Below are 16,854 nucleotides of genomic sequence, written 5' to 3'. Positions count from 1 at the left end.
GAACCGGACACTTTCCGGGGTTTCGCTCCTGGTGTCGCGCGGCGACCGTCGTAACCATGGAGCCATGAGACACAACGACTTCCAGCGACAGTCCACCGTCCACGACGACGGACCGGGGGTGCTGATCACCCGGGTCCGTGGTTATGCCGCCTTCAACACGATCTTCTTCGCCGGTCGGCGATCGCGGGTCGACGCCGCGGCGGCGGACCTGCTCGGCCTCCAGCGCGGGCAGGCCGTTCTCGACATCGGTTGCGGACCGGGGGCATTCGCCCGCGTTGTGGCCGAGCGGGTCGGTCCCACGGGGCACGTGGTGGGGGTGGACCCGTCGCGGCAGATGATCGACCACGCGACCGCACGGGCGCGAAGGCTGCCCCACTGCGAGTTCCGCGTCGGTACGGCGCAGGAGCTCGACGACCCCGACGAGTCGTTCGACGCGGTGACCGCGACGTTCTCGATGCACCACATCCCCGAAGGCCGGCGCGACGACGCGCTGGCCCAGTTCTTCCGGGTGCTCCGTCCGGGCGGCCGGTTGCTGCTCGCCGACATGTACCCCACCGACCGGATCCGCCCGATCGCGGTGCGGGTCCTGACCCGTGCGATGCGCCACCGTCACGACGAGGCCGGCGCCTCGGACGTCGCCCGGGCGGTCGACCCGATCGCCGCCGTCGACGTCCGCAACTACGCGGGCGCACTGCGGAGGGCCGGATTCGACGAGCCGGCCTTCCACGAGATCCGGCCGTCGACCGGCTGCCTGGTGGCGGTCAGACCCGGTCCTCGCGGATGAGCCGGACGGCATGGTCGACGACGTCGTCGACCGACACGGACGGCTCGGCGGTCCGGTCGATCGAGAGCGACTCGACCATCGCCCACCAGCCCCGCAACCGCATGATCGTCCATGCGTCGCCCTCGGTGCCGAGCGCGGTCAGGGTCCGTTCGACCATGGTGCCCCGCATGGCCTCGCGGATCTCCCGGATCTGTGGGTCGGCGCCGAATCCGCCGTGGAACAGCGCCTGATAGTTCTGCCCGTGCCGGTCGATGAACGAGACGAAGGCATACACGACGGCGCGCAACGGATCGGTGTCGTCGGGATCGGGGACCGCGGCCCGCAGCAGGCGCCGCGCGGCCGCGGCCACGACGGCGACGTAGAAGTCCTGTTTGGTGGGGAAGTAGCGGAACAGCAGACCCCGGGAGATCCCGGCGATCTCGGCGACCCGGTCGACGGACAACGCATGGATGGGCCGGGCGGCCAGTTCCTGCAGGCCGATGGCGACGAGCTGGCGTTTGCGTTCCTCCGGAGGCAGGCGCCGCCGCTTCTCGGTGCTCACGGATGGTCCCTCCCTCTTGATGGTGTGCTGCGCGCCCGGCTAGTCTAACTAAGCATTGCTCAGTTAGAGCCACGGAGGCCTCATGGATTTCGGTCAATCGGAACGCTCGCGCGAGTATCTCGAGCGGCTGCGCAGCTTCGTCGCCACCGAGGTGGTGCCCGTGGAGGAGAGGCTGCGCCGGGAGCGGGTCGCCCCCTTCGCGGCGCGCGGCGACAGCTCGGGTGCCGCGACGTGGTCGGTGCCCGACGAGTTCCGCGAACTGCAGCGCAAGGCCCGCGCCCAGGGCCTGTGGAACCTCTTCCTCCCCGATTCCGAACTCGGTGCGGGCCTGTCGAACGTCGAATACGCCCCCCTGGCGGAGGAGATGGGCCGCTCCCCGTTCCGGTCGTCGATCTTCAACTGCGACGCCCCGGACACCGGCAACATGGAGGTGCTCTACCACTACGGCAGCCCCGAACAGAAGGAACGCTGGCTGCGTCCCCTCCTCGACGGCGAGATCCGCTCGGCGTTCTGCATGACCGAGCCCGGTGTCGCGTCCTCGGACGCGACGAACATGGCGGCCACCGCCGTCGTCGAGGGCGACGAGGTGGTGCTCAACGGAAGCAAGTGGTGGAGCACGGGCATCGGCAGCCCCGACTGCAAGATCCTCATCTTCATGGGCCTCACCGACCCGCACGCACCCAAGCACCAGCAGCACTCGATGGTGCTGGTGCCGATCGACACCCCCGGGGTGAAGGTCGAGCGGATGCTGTCCGCCATGGGCTTCTACGACGAGCCCGGCGGCCACGGCGAGGTGTCGTTCACCGACGTGCGCCTGCCGCTCGACGCGATCCTCGCCGGCCCCGGCCGCGGATTCGAGATCGCCCAGGGCCGCCTCGGTCCCGGCCGCGTCCACCACTGCATGCGCCTGATCGGGCTCGCCGAGCACGCCCTCGAACTCGCCTGCCGCCGGGGCCTCGACCGCGTCGCGTTCGGCAAGCCCCTGGTCAACCTCGGCGGCAACCGCGAGCGCATCGCCGACGCCCGCATCGCGATCAATCAGCTGCGGCTGCTCGTGCTGAACACCGCCTGGCTGCTCGACACCCAGGGCCTGTCCGGCGCGCGTTCCGCCGTCTCCGAGATCAAGGTCGCCACCCCGCGCGTGGTGCAGCAGGTGATCGACTTCGCCATCCAGATCCATGGCGGCGCAGGTCTTTCGGACGACTTCCCGCTCGCCGGTGCCTGGACGGCCGCGCGGGCGCTGCGCCTGGCCGACGGCCCCGACGAGGTGCACCAGGGCCTGGTGGCCCGCTTCGAACTCGGCAAGTACAACAACCCGGAGGGGCGCAAGTGACGATTCCCGACAACGCCCGCGCCGTCCGCGACGAGGACGCCTTCGACGTCGCGGCCGTCGCGGCCTGGCTCGGCGAGCACGCCGGCATCGCCGGGACCCCCGAGGTCCACCAGTTCTCCGGTGGCGCTTCGAATCTCACCTATCTGTTGCGCTACCCCGACCGGGACCTCGTGCTGCGCCGGCCGCCGGTGGGAGCCAAGCCGTCCTCCGGTCACGACATGGTCCGCGAGTACCGCATCCAGTCGCTGCTCGCGCCCGCCTACCGGTACGTGCCGCGCATGGTCGGCCTGTGCACCGACCACAGCGTGCTCGGCAGCGACTTCTACGTGATGGAGCGGGTACCGGGGACGATCCTGCGGGCGAACCCGCCGGCCGAGCTCGGCCTGACACCCGAGCGCACCCGCACGCTGTGCCTGCGGATCGTCGACCTGCTCGTCGAACTGCACGGCGTCGACCCCGCGTCCACGGGTCTGAGCGAATTCAGTCGCGGCTCGGGGTATGTCGCGCGCCAGGTCGCGGGATGGACCGCGCGCTACGAGAAGGCGCGCACCGAGAATGTCCCGGACTTCGCGCGGGTCACCAAGTGGCTGGACGAGACCCAGCCCGCCGACGTGGCATCGGCGGTCATCCACGGGGACTTCCGGCTCGACAACGTGGTGCTCGACGAGCACGACCCGCTGCAGCCCGTCGCGGTGCTGGACTGGGAGCTGGCCACCGTCGGCGATCCGCTCATGGACCTCGGCTCGTCCCTCGCCTACTGGGTGCAGGCGGACGACGATCCGATGCTGGTCGCCACCAAGCGGCAGCCGTCGGACCTGCCGGGCATGCCCACCCGCCGCGAGATCGTCGACTACTACTCGCAGAAGACCGGCCTCGCCGTGGACAACTGGGGCTTCTACGAGGTCTTCGGGCTCTTCCGGCTCGCGGTGATCGCCCAGCAGATCTACTACCGCTACCACCACGGGCAGACCACCAACCCGGCGTTCAAGGACTTCTGGGTGATCGTCGGCTACCTGGACTCGCGGTGCAACACGCTGATCGACGAGATCGAGGGGGGACGCGCATGAGCACGCGGAGGAACATCCTGATCACCGGCGCGAGCTCCGGCCTCGGCGCCGGCATGGCCCGCGAATTCGCCGCGCGGGGACGCAACCTCGCCCTCGCGGCGCGACGGATCGAGCGACTCGAGGAGTTGCGCGACGAACTGCTCGCGAAGCACCCGGGCATCACCGTCGCGGTGCGGCGGCTCGACGTGGACCGGCACGAGGACGTGTTCACGGTGTTCCGGGAGTTCGACGACGAACTCGGCGGCCTCGACCGGGTGATCGTCAACGCGGGCCTGGGCAAGGGACAGCCGCTGGGCACGGGCTACTTCCGCGCCAATGCACAGACGGCGAACACCAATTTCCTGGGCGCGCTGGCGCAGAGCGAGGCCGCCCTCGAGCTCATGCGCCCCCGCAACGCCGGTCACGTGGTGCTGATCTCGTCGGTGAGTGCGGTGCGCGGGATGCCGCGCAATCTCACGACGTACGCGGCGTCGAAGGCCGCCGTCGCGGCGCTCGGCGAGGGCATGCGTGCGGACCTGGCCCGCACGGGCATCCGGGTGAGCACGATCTTCCCGGGGTTCATCCGCTCGGAGATCAACGAGAAGGTCGAGAACGTGCCGTTCATCGTCGACACCGAGACCGGGTGCCGCGCGCTGGCGGCCGCGATCGAGAAGGAACCGCACAAGGCGTACGTCCCGAGCTGGCCGTGGACGCCGCTCGCCTATGCGATGAAGGTGCTGCCGCTGTCCGTCGTCAGCCGGATGGTGTGAGTTCCCGCCCCGACGCGAAGTGGCCGAATGTCACATTCCTTCAGTTGGATCGAAGGAATGTGACATTCGGCCACAGAGGCGGTGGAAGCCGCGGATCAGGCGTCGGCGCCGATGATGAAGGCCTCGAGCTCGGCGCGAGCCTTGTCGTCGGCCATCTGGACCGGCGGGGACTTCATCAGGTAGGCGGAGGCCGGCAGCACGGGGCCGCCGATGCCGCGGTCCTTGGCGATCTTCGCGGCGCGGATGGCGTCGATGATGATGCCGGCCGAGTTGGGCGAGTCCCACACCTCGAGCTTGTACTCGAGGTTCAGCGGCACGTCACCGAAGGCGCGGCCCTCGAGGCGGACGTACGCCCACTTGCGGTCGTCGAGCCAGCCGACGTGGTCGGACGGGCCGATGTGGACGTCGTTGGCGCCCATCTCCTTCTTGAGGTTGGAGGTGACGGCCTGGGTCTTGGAGATCTTCTTCGACTCGAGGCGCTCACGCTCGAGCATGTTCTTGAAGTCCATGTTGCCGCCGACGTTGAGCTGCATGGTGCGGTCGAGCTGCACACCGCGGTCCTCGAACAGCTTCGCCATCACGCGGTGGGTGATGGTGGCGCCGACCTGCGACTTGATGTCGTCGCCGACGATCGGGACGCCGGCCTCGGTGAACTTGGCGGCCCACTCCGGATCGGAGGCGATGAACACGGGCAGCGCGTTGACGAAGGCGACGCCGGCGTCGATGCAGCACTGGGCGTAGAACTTGTCGGCCTCTTCGGAACCGACGGGCAGGTAGGACACGAGCACGTCGACCTTCGCGTCCTTCAGCGCCTGCACGACGTCCACGGGCTCGGCCTCGGAGAGCTCGATGGTCTCGGCGTAGTACTTGCCGATGCCGTCGAGGGTGTGGCCGCGCTGGACGGTGACGCCGCTCGGCGGCACGTCGGCGATCTTGATGGTGTTGTTCTCGCTGGCGAAGATCGCCTCGGAGAGGTCGAAGCCGACCTTCTTCGCGTCCACGTCGAACGCGGCGACGAACTGGACGTCGCGCACGTGGTACCGGCCGAACTCGACATGCATCAGGCCCGGAACGGTGGTGCCCGCCTCCGCGTCCTTGTAGTACTCGACGCCCTGGACCAGGGACGAGGCACAGTTCCCCACGCCTACAATGGCCACGCGCACCGAGGTGCTGTTCTCACCCATGGTCGGGTTCTCCTTCTGTGTTGCGTTGTGCTGTCGACTGCTCGGCGGCGATCAATTCGTTGAGCCAGCGGACCTCGCGCTCGCTCGACTCGAGCCCGAGCTGATGAAGCTGACGGGTATAGCGGTCCAAGGTGCCGCTCGCCCGCCCGATTGCGTCGCGGAGCCCTTCTCTGCGCTCCTCGACCTGGCGGCGCCTGCCCTCGAGGATCCGCATCCGCGCCTCGGCGGGGGTGCGGCTGAAGAAGGCGAGGTGCACGCCGAAACCGTCGTCGGTGTAGTTCTGCGGCCCGGTGTCGGCCACCAGCTCGGAGAAGCGCTTACGGCCCTCCGGGGTGAGCTGGTACACGCGACGCGCTCGTCGCATGACGGTGCCGGGTGCTCCCGAGTCCTCCTCGATGAGTCCGTCGGCCTGCATACGTCGCAGCGTCGGGTAGAGGGAACCGTAGGAAAAGGCGCGGAACGCGCCGAGCAGTCCGGTCAGTCGTTTGCGGAGCTCGTAGCCGTGCATGGGCGACTCGAGGAGCAGCCCGAGGATTGCCAGCTCGAGCAAAGGGCCTCCTCCACCGTGTCGATGAACTTATCCGAGTGATGCGATTGTCGATTATATCGCACCGATATATAGGACGATACTGGAGCGGAGTGCATGTAACAACGAGTATCGGTAAATCGGTCAGGGTTCGTACGGGAACACCGCGATCGGCGTGCCGTCGAACGCGAAGACGAGATGCCCGCCCTGATCGGTGCCGGGACGCCGCGCGTGGACCACGACCGTGGCCCGGCCCTCGTCGTCGACGTCGACGCCGACCTGCTCCACCCGGCCGTCGGGCACCCGCAGCGTCGCGGGAGCGCCGAGGATCATCTCCGACACCGCGACCAGGTCCAGGCCCGCCAGATCGAAGGCCACCGCATCCGACGGCCGGGTACTCGGACTGCTCCACGAGTCGAACTCGCCGTCGAAGGTGTACGAGAGATACCGGTGCGGATCGCCGGCCACCGCCCGGTCGAACGACGCATGCTCCGGGAACAGGGTCAGGTCGTCGACCAGCGTGTCGCCGAACTCGGCCCGATAGTCCTCGACGAACCGAGCCAGCCCCTGCGGCGACGTCAGGTCCGGCAGCGGCTCCGGCCCGTCCGCCGCGTTCCCGACGACTCCCGCCAGCGCGCCCGTCACGGCCCCCACCGCGACGGTCGTCGCCGCGATCACCACACGCCGGGCCCTCACCGGGTCCCCCGGTTCTCGAACCGATGCAGCTCGATCAGTTCGCCCTGCGGCGTCACCTCGAGGAATCCGGTCTCGCCCGCCGTGTTGCGCACGAAGATGCGCACCGACGGCTGGTCGTACGAGAAGCCGACCGAGATGTGGCCGACCGTGCCGTCCGGCACGCCGACGCTCTGCGGCGCCCCCGCGACGTAGCGGGCGATCTCGTCGACATCCAGCGTCGCCAGGTCGACCACCGGGGTGTCCACGGCACGGGTCCGGGGCGCATGGTCCGGGTCGAAACCGCCGCGGTAGGTGTACGACACCATGCGGTCCGGGACGTCGGGGACGGAGCGGGTGATGCTCGCGTGCTGCTCGAAGAAGTCCACCTTGTCGACGAGCGCGTCCCCGAACGCCGCCAGGTGGTCGGCCCGGTACTGCTCGAGGCCCGCCCGGGTCACCAGGCTCGGCGTCGGCACCACGACCGGTCGCAGCGCCGCCGGGTCGAGGTACAGCGCCTGCTGCGCCCCGGCGGGTGGCGGGTCGGCGCGCACCCAGCGGAACGTCGCCACCCCCGCCACCACCGCCGCCGTCACCACGGCCCCGGCGAACACCCAGGGACCCCAGGCGCGGACCCGTGCCGCCGCGGCGGCGCCCGGGCTCGCCTGCAGGTCGGCGACCAGTTCGTCGAGCTCGCCGAGCGTGTCCGCCGCACCGGCGCGCGCATCCCGGACCTCGTGCTCGGCGCCCGAGAGCTGACCGTCCGCATACGCCGCGTCGAGCCGCGCCCGGACCGCAGCCCGATCGGCGTCGCGTGCCCTGGTGGAAGGCGAATGGCGGCCGATCATGCGGGAGATCGTAACGACGCAGCTCAGAACACGCCCAGCACGCCGCCGTCGAACAGAATCTTCACGTACCGCGTGCCGTCGCCGGACTCGACGTAGATGGTCACCGCCGGGGTGCCGTCGTGGGCGAACGACACGTGCGAGACCGTGCCGCCGGGCAGGCCGACCAGCGCGGGCGCCTCCGCGATCCGGGCGGTCACGGCCCCCGCATCGACCGCGCCGAGGTCGAAGTCCTGGTAGCCGGGGAAGCGCTGCACCGTCACCGGTTGGGCCCGCAGTGCCCCACCCGCGTAGGTGTAGGTCGCGATCCGGCCCGGCTCGTCCGGCAGCGCCCGTTCGATGTGGGCCCGCTCCGGACGGAGGACCAGCCGGTACACGACCGTGTCGCCGAAGCGGTCCCGCACCGCCGCAAGAACCGCCTCGAACCCGCCGGGCTCGAGCGGCCGGACCGGGGTCACAACGATCGGATCGACAGCGTCGTCGGGGACCGCCACCGGCGCGGCGGGCTGCTCCCGCACCGCCGCGGGTCCCGGCGCCGGGCCGTCCCCATCCGACAGCATCACCGCCGCGCCGGCCGCCGCAGCCGCCACCGCGACCGTCACGGCGGCGGCCCGTCGCAGACCGGGCCGGCGGCCCGGCGGCGGCGCTGCGAGGTCCCCGGAATCCTCCGGTGGCTGCAGGTCGCGGACCAGGTCCGCGAGCTCGCCCAGCGTCTTTGCGGACATCGCCCGGGCCGTCCGATCCCGGTGCTCCCCGAAATCGAGCTGGCCGTCGGTGTAGGCGGTGTCGAGACGGCCACAGACCAGTGCCCGGTCGATGTCGCGTGCCCGCGTTCGCGGCGTGTGTCGGCTCACCACCCGGGCAGCCTAGAACGCCCGATATGGGCGCGTCGCGCAGTCGCGCGCCCCACACCCCGCCCACCCACGTGCCGTCCGCACGTACTCTGGACCCGTGCGGATACAGCGGCAGGTGGTGGACTACGCGCTGCAGCGCAGGTCGCTGCTCGCCCAGGTCTACTCGGGGCGGACCGGCGTCGCAGAGGTGTGCGACGCCAGCCCCTACCTGCTCCGCGCCGCCAAGTTCCACGGTCGGGGCAGTGACGTGGTCTGCCCGATCTGCCGCAAGGAGCAGCTGACACTCGTGTCGTGGGTGTTCGGCGACAAGCTCGGCCCGGTGTCCGGGTCGGCCCGCACCGCGGAGGAACTGGTCCGCCTGGCCGCCAGCCAGGAGGAGTTCTCCGTCCACGTGGTCGAGGTGTGCCGCACGTGCAGCTGGAACCACCTTGTCCAGTCCTATGTCCTGGGGGCGGAACCCGCGCCCAAGCGGCCCCGCCGCAGGTCGACCGGCCAGAGCCGCCGCACCGCGAGCGAGTGAGCCGTGCGCGACCCCTGCTGAACCGCCCCGTCCCCGGTGACCCCGTCCCCGGTGACTCCGTCCCCTTGTGACACTGCACTGCCCGAAGAACACTGCACTGCCCGAACGCGCGCTGCCCGACGAGACCGAAGTCTGCAGACGTGAAACGAGGACGCGTGCCACCGCGTCCGCGCTACCGGTTGGAGATGAGTACGTGAGTTCCCCCCACAACGATCCGCAGGGCGAACGGCCGAGGCCGCCGCACGGGAACGGACCGGCAGGTCCCCCGCCGCCGCGGCGACCGGGACCCGTGGGGGGACCCCCGCCCGGACGCGCATCTGGGGGTGGGCCGCCCATGGATCGGCGGATGCCGCCGCCGGGACGCCCCTATCCGCCGCAGCCGCGCCCCCAGCAGGGCGGGCCGCAGCCGTACCCGCCGCAGCAGTTCGCCGCGGGGAACCCACAAGCGCCGCGACCGCAGCAGCCGCCGCAGGACCGCACCCGGCAACTGCCGCCCCAGAACCGGCCCCCGGTGCCGAACCAGAACCGTCAGCAGCCGCCCAACCGGCCGGCCGGCGGCCCGCCCGGGCCCGGCGGGCGTCCCCCCACGCCTCCGCCCACCGCGCGCGGCGGTGGCGACGAGCCGCCCCGCGGTGGTGGCGAGCCCAAGTCGACGCGCTGGCGCACCGTGCGGCGCGTCGGCTACGCGGCCGTGGCGCTGGCTCTGGTACTGCCCATCCTCGCGTTCATGCTGGCCTACGTCGTCCAGGAGGTCCCGCGACCCGGTGACCTGAAGACCAACCAGGTGGCCACCGTCTACGCGGCCGACGGCTCGACCGTCATCACCAAGGTGGTGCCGCCCGAAGGCAACCGCACCGAGGTGCGGCTCGACGAGATTCCCGAGCACGTCCGCAACGCCGTGCTCGCCGCCGAGGACCGCGACTTCTACAGCAACCCGGGATTCTCGGTCAGCGGCTTCGCCCGCGCGGCCCGCGACAACATCCTCGGCCGGGAGAGCGCCGGCGGTGGTTCGACCATCACCCAGCAGTACGTGAAGACGGCGCTGGTCGGCTCCGAGCGCACCCTCACCCGCAAGATGAAGGAACTCGTCCTCGCGTCCAAGATGGCCAACCAGTGGTCCAAGGACGACATCCTCGCCGCCTACCTGAACACCATCTACTTCGGGCGCGGTGCGTACGGCATCGCCGCCGCCTCCACGGCGTACTTCGGCAAGCCGGTCGGCGAGCTCAGCGTCGAGGAGGGCGCGGTGCTCGCCTCCTCCATCCAGCTGCCGTCGCTGCTGGACCCGGAGACCAACCCGGAGGGCGCCCAGGCGCGCTGGAACTACGTCCTCGACGGGATGGTGTCCGCCGGCACCCTGAACGCGGCCGACCGGGCGTCGATGCAGTACCCGCGGTACGTGCCGCTGGCCGAGGTCGACAACGGCGGCCAGAGCAACGGGCCGGAGGGCCTGCTGCGCAACCAGGTGCTCCGGGAGCTCTCCGAGGAAGGCATCGACGAGACCCTGCTCAACACCGAGGGACTCCAGATCACCACCACGATCGACCCACAGGCGCAGGAGGCCGCGCTCGACGCCGTCCGCACCAACATGGAGGGCGAGCCGGAGGAGCTGCGCACCGCCGTCGTGTCCGTCGATCCGCGCAGCGGCGCCGTCCGCGCCTACTACGGCGGCGACGACGGCGCCGGGTTCGATTTCGCCCAGTCCGGCCTGCAGACCGGATCGTCGTTCAAGGTGTTCGGCCTGGCCGCCAACCTCGACCAGGGCAACCCGTTGTCCGCCATGTACGACAGCGGCCCGCTCACCGTCAACGGCATCTCGATCGGCAACGTCGAAGGCGAGAACTGCGGTACCTGCACCATCGCCGAGGCGCTGAAGCGGTCGCTCAACACCAGCTTCTACCGGATGATGCTCGAGATGGACAACGGCCCGCAGGCCATCGCCGACATGGCGCACCAGCTCGGCATCCCCGAGGAGATCCCCGGGGTCGGCGAGACCCTCACCGAGCCGGGCGGCGTCGGCCCCAACTACGGCATCGTGCTCGGGCAGTACCAGTCCCGCGTGATCGACATGGCGTCGGCATACGCGACGCTCGCCGCGTCCGGCACCTACCACGAGCCCTACTTCGTGCAGAAGGTCGTCACCGCCGACGGCACGGTGCTGCTCGACCGCGGCACCCCGGCCGGGGAACAGCGGGTCGACGAGGCCGTCGCCGACAACACCACCGCCGCGATGATGCCGATCGCCGCGTACTCCAACGGGCACGCCCTCGCCGGCGGCCGGCCGTCCGCCTCCAAGACCGGCACCGCCCAGCTCGGCGACACCGGCTCGAACAAGGACGCCTGGATGGTCGGCTACACGCCGTCGCTGTCCACGGCCGTGTGGGTCGGCACCGAACAGGGCCTGCCCCTGGAGAACAGCTGGGGCGGCATGATCTACGGCTCCGGCCTGCCGTCGGACATCTGGAAGGACACGATGGACGGCGCCCTCGACGGCACCGATGTCGAGAAGTTCCCGACGCCCGAACCGATCGCCGGACAGGCCGGCGTGCCGGCGTACTCCGCGCCGGCGCCGCCGAAGACCACGACGCCGACCCCCACGACGACCGAGCGGACGACGCCGGAGCTGCCCACGCCGCCGGAGATCACGACCCGCAACGTCGAGATCCTCCCGGGCGTGACCATCCCCATGCCGGGGGTGGCGCCGCAGACCACCACGCAGCGGGTGCCCACGCCGACTCCCACCACGGAGGCGGACACGCCGGGCTTCGGGACACAGGACGACTCGACCGGCACCGGTGAAGACCAGCAGTCCGGCAACAGCCGGTTCCAGGAGGACCCCGTCGGCGCCACACCCGGCGGGTAGCCTCGCGGGGTGACCGAGAAGAGAGAGCTCGCGTCGCCGGGTCCGCTCGTCGCAGACCGCCGATCCGCGGACTGGCGCGACGCACCCGGATGGACCGACCCGACGGTGTCGCGCCTGTCCACCGTCATCGGCGGACCCGTCGGGCGGTACGCCCTGCTCGGACGCACTCGCTTCTTCACGCCGCTGCGCGCGATGCTGCTCCTCGCGGTGGTGTTCCTCGCCCTCGGCTGGTTCACCAAGGCCGCCTGCATCCAGCAGGGACCGGTCGGCGAGGGCGGCGCGCTCGGACTGGACTGGAGCGACAACCGGCAGTACGTCGCCATGTGCTACTCCGACGTCGTGCCGCTCTACGGCGCCGAACGCCTGAGTACCGGCGCCTTCCCGTACAAGACGTCGTGGGAGGAGCCCGGCCCGGACGGGCAGACCCAGGTCCGGTACATGGAGTATCCGGTCCTCGCCGGCCTCTACCAGTACGTCTCGATGCGGGCCGCGAAGGCCTGGGACGCCACGTCGTGGCTTCCGGGCGGCCTGCAGGTGGCGATCTACTTCGACATCGTCGCCGTCGGTCTCGCCATGGCCTGGCTGGCCACCGTGTGGGCCACCGCCCTCTCCGCCGGCCGCCGCATCTGGGACGCGGCGCTCGTCGCCGCCTCGCCGCTGGTCGTCGTGCACGCCTTCACCAACTTCGATGCGCTCGCCACCGCGTTCGCGGCCGGCGGGTTGCTGGCCTGGGCGCGACGGCGACCGGTGCTCGCCGGGGTGCTGCTCGGACTCGGTGCCGCCACCAAGCTGTATCCGCTGCTGCTGTTCGGCCCGCTGTTGCTGCTGTGCCTGCGCACCGGGAAGCTGCGGGCGCTCGGGCAGGCGGCCGGTGCCGCGGCCGTCGCGTGGCTCGTGGTGAACCTGCCGATCATGGTCCTCTACCCGCGCGGCTGGGCCGAGTTCTTCCGGCTCAACACCGACCGCGGCGCGGACCCCGATTCGATCTACAACGTCGTGCGGTCGCTGACCGGCTGGTCCGGCTGGGACACCTCCACGCTGAACTCGGTGTCGCTGCTGCTGTTCGCCGTGGCCTGCGCCGGCATCGCGTGGCTCGCGTGGACGGCTCCGCGCCGCCCCCGCCTCGCCCAGTTGTGCTTCCTCGTGGTTGCCGCGTTCCTGCTCACCAACAAGGTGTGGAGCCCCCAGTACTCGCTGTGGCTGGTGCCGCTCGCCGTGCTGGCTCTGCCGCACCGGCGGATCCTGCTGGCGTGGATGACGATCGACGCCCTCGTCTGGGTGCCGCGCATGTACTTCTATCTCGGCGCCGAGAACAAGGGCCTGCCCGAGCAGTGGTTCACGACCACCGTCCTGCTGCGCGACCTCGCGGTCGTGGCGCTGTGCGCGCTCGTCGTCCGGCAGATTCTCCGGCCGGCCGAAGATCTCGTGCGCTACGGCTTCGTCGACGACCCCGTGGGTGGCGTGCTCGACCATGCCCCCGACGCTCCCCCGCGCCGGCTCCCGGGCCGTCTCCGTCCCGGCATCCGGCGGACATCACCTCCCGAATCGGCCGATCGGCAGACACCCGCGACGAGCACCGTCCCGTAGCCTCGGCCCGAGCCGCGCGCGACGGGTGCTGCCTGTGCGCGTAAAAACTTGCGCGGGAAGCATTTTCGCGCGCTAGTGCTCGTCCGCGACGAGCGCCGTCTACACGCGGAGCGCGTTGAAGGGCGCGACGGGGAGGTTGCGGACGACGAACCAGCCCAGCACGACCCACAGCACGAGCTGCGGCGCCCACCGCCACTGGTACCACTGGGCGATCCGGTGGCCACGGACCCGGCCGGCCGTCCACACGGCGAACGACCACCCCAGGAGAAGCACGGCGAGCACCCCGAGCGCGTTGTACCGCAGGGCGTCCGGAACATCGAGATGCAGCAGCGAATACAGCATCCGCGACGATCCGCACCCGGGACACCAGATGCCGAACAGGACGCGGGTCGGGCACGGCGGGATCGGGCCGCCCGGCGTCGTCGGGTCGGCCCACGCGACGGCCGCGCACACACACGCCGACACGGCCGCCACCCCGACGGGTGCGGCGAGCCGGGCGGCGAGCGTCTGCACGACCGGATGCCTCAGTAGCTCGACGACGAGACCGCCGCGGCGAGGACGACGATGTAGAAGACGACGATCACCACCCACACCGCCACGCTCGCCACCACCGACCAGATCGCCCACTTCTTCGCGTCGTCGGCCGCCCGGCGTGCGGCATCGAACTGGCCCTGCGCCCACAGGGAGTTCACCTGGCTCGCCTTGATGATCGAGACGACACCGAGCGGCAGGCAGCACAGGATCGTCGTGAGAATGCCCCACACCAGGTTGTTCTCGGGCGGCGGCCCGAACTGCGGGCCGGGGTAGTACCCGTATCCGCCCGGCGGGGGATAACCGCCCGGATTGTTCGGCGGGTACTGCGGATAGTCGCTCATCGTCGTCCTCGATCACCCCATCGGGATCCCAGCCTGTTCCGGGGTCCCCCCGCGCGGAAGGGTAGACCAGCCGCGGTCACCTGGCGAGGCGGTCGGCCACCCGCGCCTCGAGACCCACCCGGGCGGCCGGCCAGTCGTCGTCGGTCATCGCGAACAGCGCGGTGGTGCGCCAACTGCCGTCGCGGCGCCGCCGATGCTTGCGCAGCAAGCCCTCGAACCCGGCTCCGAGCCGGGTGATCGCCGCGCGCGACTGCGCGTTGTGTTCGTCGGTGTGCCACTCCACGCGGACCGCGCCGAGATCGTCGAAGGCGCGGCGCAGCAACAGCAGTTTCGACTCGGGATTGGCGGCGCCACCGTGCACCGCGCGCGAGAGCCACGTGTGCCCGACCGCCAGCGTCCGGTGCCGGGGATCGATCAGGTAGTACGACGTGGTGCCGACAACGGCGCCGACGAACTTGTCGACGACCGCGTACGGCAGGCGGTCCGGATCGTCGAGCGCGGTACGGACGAACGCGTCGGCGTCGTCGCGTGTCCGGAGGTCGGCGGACGTCCACCGGAAGATCGCGTCGGCATCGTCGACGGCCGCGAGCAGGCCGGGCGCGTGTCCCGCGGCCAGCGGTTCGAGGCGAATCCGCGTGCCGTCGAGCACCGGCTGCTCGTACCAGGCCGTGCTCATCCGGGTTTTCCGCTCATCGCCGGCATCCGGGGCCGCTCCTCGTCGGGTGGGGTCGGGTCGGGCCGGCGCAGCGGCGCGCCGGCGAACACGAAGAACAGTACGACGAGCAGCACGGCCCGGCCCCACACCCCGACGAGGGTGAGCAGCAGCGGGATCGTGGTGTCGGTCCGGGTCATGGTCGCGTCGAACCACAGGAACACGCCGATGCCGATCGCGAGGTCCACGGTGAGGTACGAGACGATCAGCGGCCACCGCACCCGCAGCAGCACCAGGAACGGCAGCAACCACAGGGTGTACTGCGGCGAATGCACCTTGTGCAGCAGCAGGAATCCGCACAGCATCGCGGCGCCGACCGCCACCCAGGGATAGCAGCCGTCGCGACGGTACCGCCGCCACCCCAGCCACAGCGCCAGCGCGAAGGCGGCGCAGATCAGCAACGGCGAGACGACGGAGACGAGGTCGTTGTACTCGGCCGTGACCTCGGTGTCCTGATAGCCCCCGACGAGGGGCCGCAGCCCCCAGTACCAGATCGAATTGCTCGTGGCGTCGGCCGCGCGGTTGCCCTGGAACTCGAACGATGCGCGCCACCCCGGATACCCGAGCAGCGCGAACGGCAGGTTCACGGCGATCACCGTCGCCGCCGCCGCGGCGCCCACCGCCACCGCGCCCCGCACGTCCCGCCGCGGCCCGGGCTCGTCCCCGCCGGTGAGGACGTATGCGATCAGCGGCAGCACGAAGATGCCGGGATACACCTTGAGACAGAACCCGACGGCGAGCAGGACGGCGGCGATCACCGCGCGGGTGCGCAGCGGCCAGCGGCGCACCCCGAGCACGGCGACGGCCCCGACGGTGGTCGCGACGACGGGCAGGTCCCAGTTCAGGAACGCGTACATCACGAGGGGCGGCGTGGCCGACCAGAGCAGCGCGGCCCACCCGGCCAGCCGGCCGAGGTACCAGGCGACGAGCAGGCCGAACGGTGCCAGCAGCAGCGCGGAGTGCAGGAGGAACTCGGCGTCGGTGTCGGCGCGCAGGGCCCCCACCCACATGAGGATGCCGCTGAGCACCGGGTACTCGACGGTGCCGCCGGTGAGCACGCCGTCGCGGGTGATGCCGCCGTCGAGGAACGGGAACAGGTGCAGGTTGATGCCGCGACCGATCCACAGCTGCTGGATGTCGGAGTAGCAGACCGTGGCGTCCTTGACCGCGTCGAAACGCACGCTGCGCCCCTGCGGGTCGAACGGTGGTGCGGCGCAGCGGGCCTTGTTCAGGTAGCCGAGCCACATGGCGAGCGCGCACGTCACGACGGCGACGAGCGCGGGCGTCCGGGAACTCGTGCGCATGTTCTTCACCCTAGGCGAATTTCGCTGGTCAAGGGCGCATCGTGTAGCCTGCATGGGTTGCTGACGCAACGACCCTCCTGTCACGGACCGTCCGTGACCGCCCATAGTCCATAGGAGGTGATGAGGTCTTATGCGTCATTACGAACTGATGGTCATTCTCGACCCCAGCCTGGACGAGCGCACTGTCGCCCCGTCGCTGGATACGTTCCTCAACGTCGTTCGCCAGGACGGCGGCAAGATCGACAAGGTCGACGTGTGGGGTAAGCGTCGTCTCGCGTACGAGATCGCCAAGCACAGCGAAGGCATCTACGCGGTGATCGACATCAGCGCTACGCCCGCCACGGTTGCGGAGCTGGATCGCCAGCTCGGCCTGAACGAGTCGGTGCTCCGCACCAAGGTTCTGCGCCACGGCAAGTGAGTCTGTCGGCGTCCGGCCGT

Annotated in this window: 18 protein-coding genes; 8 read left to right on the top strand and 10 right to left on the bottom strand. The window is 70.6% G+C overall.

Features of this window, described 5'->3' with window-relative positions; genetic code table 11:
* Positions 1-64: 64 nt before the first annotated feature.
* Positions 65-784, top strand: a complete 720-nt coding sequence (locus HFP48_RS27190; protein WP_050036162.1) for a class I SAM-dependent methyltransferase — start codon at positions 65-67, stop codon at positions 782-784.
* Here HFP48_RS27190 and HFP48_RS27185 read toward each other — a convergent pair.
* Positions 762-1,325, bottom strand: coding sequence for a TetR/AcrR family transcriptional regulator (locus tag HFP48_RS27185; RefSeq protein ID WP_006932287.1), 564 nt, complete (start codon positions 1,323-1,325; stop codon positions 762-764). The two genes, HFP48_RS27190 and HFP48_RS27185, sit on opposite strands and share 23 nt — an antisense overlap.
* Before the next feature lie 82 nt (positions 1,326-1,407).
* On the opposite strand from HFP48_RS27185, the gene HFP48_RS27180 reads away from it, so the two are divergent.
* Genes HFP48_RS27180 through HFP48_RS27170 form a run of 3 tightly spaced genes read left to right on the top strand, consistent with a single transcriptional unit; the run spans position 1,408 to position 4,474 of the window.
* A complete protein-coding gene (locus tag HFP48_RS27180) occupies positions 1,408-2,658 on the top strand; it encodes an acyl-CoA dehydrogenase family protein (RefSeq protein WP_168580413.1) in 1,251 nt (416 codons plus the stop codon).
* The gene (locus HFP48_RS27175) at positions 2,655-3,725 is read left to right on the top strand and encodes a phosphotransferase family protein (protein WP_168580412.1); all 1,071 of its coding nucleotides are present in this window, start codon (positions 2,655-2,657) and stop codon (positions 3,723-3,725) included. The genes HFP48_RS27180 and HFP48_RS27175 overlap by 4 nt, the downstream gene beginning before the upstream one ends.
* Positions 3,722-4,474, top strand: a complete 753-nt coding sequence (locus tag HFP48_RS27170; RefSeq protein ID WP_006932290.1) for an SDR family oxidoreductase — start codon at positions 3,722-3,724, stop codon at positions 4,472-4,474. The genes HFP48_RS27175 and HFP48_RS27170 overlap by 4 nt, the downstream gene beginning before the upstream one ends.
* A 95-nt stretch (positions 4,475-4,569) precedes the next feature.
* Here the strand turns inward: HFP48_RS27170 and HFP48_RS27165 are convergent, their stop codons facing one another.
* From HFP48_RS27165 to HFP48_RS27145, 5 genes are all read right to left on the bottom strand, one after another.
* On the bottom strand, positions 4,570-5,658 hold the full coding sequence (locus tag HFP48_RS27165) for an inositol-3-phosphate synthase (protein ID WP_006932291.1): 1,089 nt from the start codon (positions 5,656-5,658) through the stop codon (positions 4,570-4,572).
* Positions 5,651-6,208 carry a PadR family transcriptional regulator gene (locus HFP48_RS27160; protein WP_006932293.1) on the bottom strand — a complete coding sequence of 186 codons (558 nt, stop codon included), beginning with the start codon at positions 6,206-6,208 and terminating at the stop codon, positions 5,651-5,653. Before HFP48_RS27160 ends, HFP48_RS27165 begins: the two co-directional genes overlap by 8 nt.
* A 120-nt stretch (positions 6,209-6,328) precedes the next feature.
* On the bottom strand, positions 6,329-6,880 hold the full coding sequence (locus HFP48_RS27155; protein WP_231772267.1) for a hypothetical protein: 552 nt from the start codon (positions 6,878-6,880) through the stop codon (positions 6,329-6,331).
* Positions 6,877-7,704, bottom strand: a complete 828-nt coding sequence (locus HFP48_RS27150; RefSeq protein WP_168580411.1) for a DUF1707 domain-containing protein — start codon at positions 7,702-7,704, stop codon at positions 6,877-6,879. The genes HFP48_RS27155 and HFP48_RS27150 overlap by 4 nt, the downstream gene beginning before the upstream one ends.
* A gap of 23 nt (positions 7,705-7,727) precedes the next feature.
* On the bottom strand, positions 7,728-8,558 hold the full coding sequence (locus HFP48_RS27145; protein WP_168580410.1) for a DUF1707 domain-containing protein: 831 nt from the start codon (positions 8,556-8,558) through the stop codon (positions 7,728-7,730).
* Between the two features lie 94 nt (positions 8,559-8,652).
* Here HFP48_RS27145 and HFP48_RS27140 point away from each other — a divergent pair, with 94 nt between their 5' ends.
* From HFP48_RS27140 to HFP48_RS27130, 3 genes are all read left to right on the top strand, one after another.
* Entirely contained in the window at positions 8,653-9,075 is a 423-nt protein-coding gene (locus HFP48_RS27140) for a DUF5318 domain-containing protein (protein WP_065923290.1), read from the top strand.
* A gap of 334 nt (positions 9,076-9,409) precedes the next feature.
* Positions 9,410-11,938, top strand: coding sequence for a transglycosylase domain-containing protein (locus HFP48_RS27135; protein ID WP_230304374.1), 2,529 nt, complete (start codon positions 9,410-9,412; stop codon positions 11,936-11,938).
* A 9-nt stretch (positions 11,939-11,947) separates the two neighbouring features.
* Positions 11,948-13,525: a glycosyltransferase 87 family protein gene (locus HFP48_RS27130; RefSeq protein ID WP_050036158.1), complete on the top strand. Its 1,578-nt coding sequence runs from the start codon at positions 11,948-11,950 to the stop codon at positions 13,523-13,525.
* 99 nt (positions 13,526-13,624) lie between these two features.
* Here HFP48_RS27130 and HFP48_RS27125 read toward each other — a convergent pair whose 3' ends face one another.
* From HFP48_RS27125 to HFP48_RS27110, 4 genes are all read right to left on the bottom strand, one after another.
* Positions 13,625-14,038: a DUF2752 domain-containing protein gene (locus HFP48_RS27125; protein WP_043796892.1), complete on the bottom strand. Its 414-nt coding sequence runs from the start codon at positions 14,036-14,038 to the stop codon at positions 13,625-13,627.
* 11 nt (positions 14,039-14,049) lie between these two features.
* Positions 14,050-14,400, bottom strand: a complete 351-nt coding sequence (locus HFP48_RS27120) for a CD225/dispanin family protein (RefSeq protein ID WP_006932305.1) — start codon at positions 14,398-14,400, stop codon at positions 14,050-14,052.
* A 76-nt stretch (positions 14,401-14,476) separates the two neighbouring features.
* Entirely contained in the window at positions 14,477-15,076 is a 600-nt protein-coding gene (locus HFP48_RS27115) for a GNAT family protein (RefSeq protein WP_168580409.1), read from the bottom strand.
* Entirely contained in the window at positions 15,073-16,416 is a 1,344-nt protein-coding gene (locus tag HFP48_RS27110) for a glycosyltransferase 87 family protein (protein ID WP_206530792.1), read from the bottom strand. Before HFP48_RS27110 ends, HFP48_RS27115 begins: the two co-directional genes overlap by 4 nt.
* A 130-nt stretch (positions 16,417-16,546) precedes the next feature.
* Here HFP48_RS27110 and rpsF point away from each other — a divergent pair, with 130 nt between their 5' ends.
* A complete protein-coding gene (gene rpsF / locus HFP48_RS27105; protein ID WP_003938619.1) occupies positions 16,547-16,834 on the top strand; it encodes a 30S ribosomal protein S6 in 288 nt (95 codons plus the stop codon).
* The last annotated feature ends 20 nt before the right edge of the window (positions 16,835-16,854 follow it).

Source organism: Rhodococcus sp. DMU1 (assembly GCF_012272955.1).
In the GTDB taxonomy this organism is placed as follows: Bacteria; Actinomycetota; Actinomycetes; order Mycobacteriales; family Mycobacteriaceae; genus Rhodococcus; species Rhodococcus aetherivorans.
The sequence above is the reverse complement of the archived record's forward strand: the minus strand, read 5'-3'. Positions and strand labels throughout refer to the sequence as shown.

Excerpts from the sequence above, each read along its gene's own strand:
- HFP48_RS27170 (WP_006932290.1), top strand. The coding sequence starts at position 3,722 with ATGAGCACGCGGAGGAACATCCTGATCACCGGCGCGAGCTCCGGCCTC.
- HFP48_RS27150 (WP_168580411.1), bottom strand. The coding sequence starts at position 7,704 with ATGATCGGCCGCCATTCGCCTTCCACCAGGGCACGCGACGCCGATCGG.
- HFP48_RS27115 (WP_168580409.1), bottom strand. The coding sequence starts at position 15,076 with ATGAGCACGGCCTGGTACGAGCAGCCGGTGCTCGACGGCACGCGGATT.
- HFP48_RS27180 (WP_168580413.1), top strand. The coding sequence starts at position 1,408 with ATGGATTTCGGTCAATCGGAACGCTCGCGCGAGTATCTCGAGCGGCTG.
- HFP48_RS27165 (WP_006932291.1), bottom strand. The coding sequence starts at position 5,658 with ATGGGTGAGAACAGCACCTCGGTGCGCGTGGCCATTGTAGGCGTGGGG.
- rpsF (WP_003938619.1), top strand. The coding sequence starts at position 16,547 with ATGCGTCATTACGAACTGATGGTCATTCTCGACCCCAGCCTGGACGAG.
- HFP48_RS27135 (WP_230304374.1), top strand. The coding sequence starts at position 9,410 with ATGGATCGGCGGATGCCGCCGCCGGGACGCCCCTATCCGCCGCAGCCG.
- HFP48_RS27110 (WP_206530792.1), bottom strand. The coding sequence starts at position 16,416 with ATGCGCACGAGTTCCCGGACGCCCGCGCTCGTCGCCGTCGTGACGTGC.
- HFP48_RS27190 (WP_050036162.1), top strand. The coding sequence starts at position 65 with ATGAGACACAACGACTTCCAGCGACAGTCCACCGTCCACGACGACGGA.
- HFP48_RS27120 (WP_006932305.1), bottom strand. The coding sequence starts at position 14,400 with ATGAGCGACTATCCGCAGTACCCGCCGAACAATCCGGGCGGTTATCCC.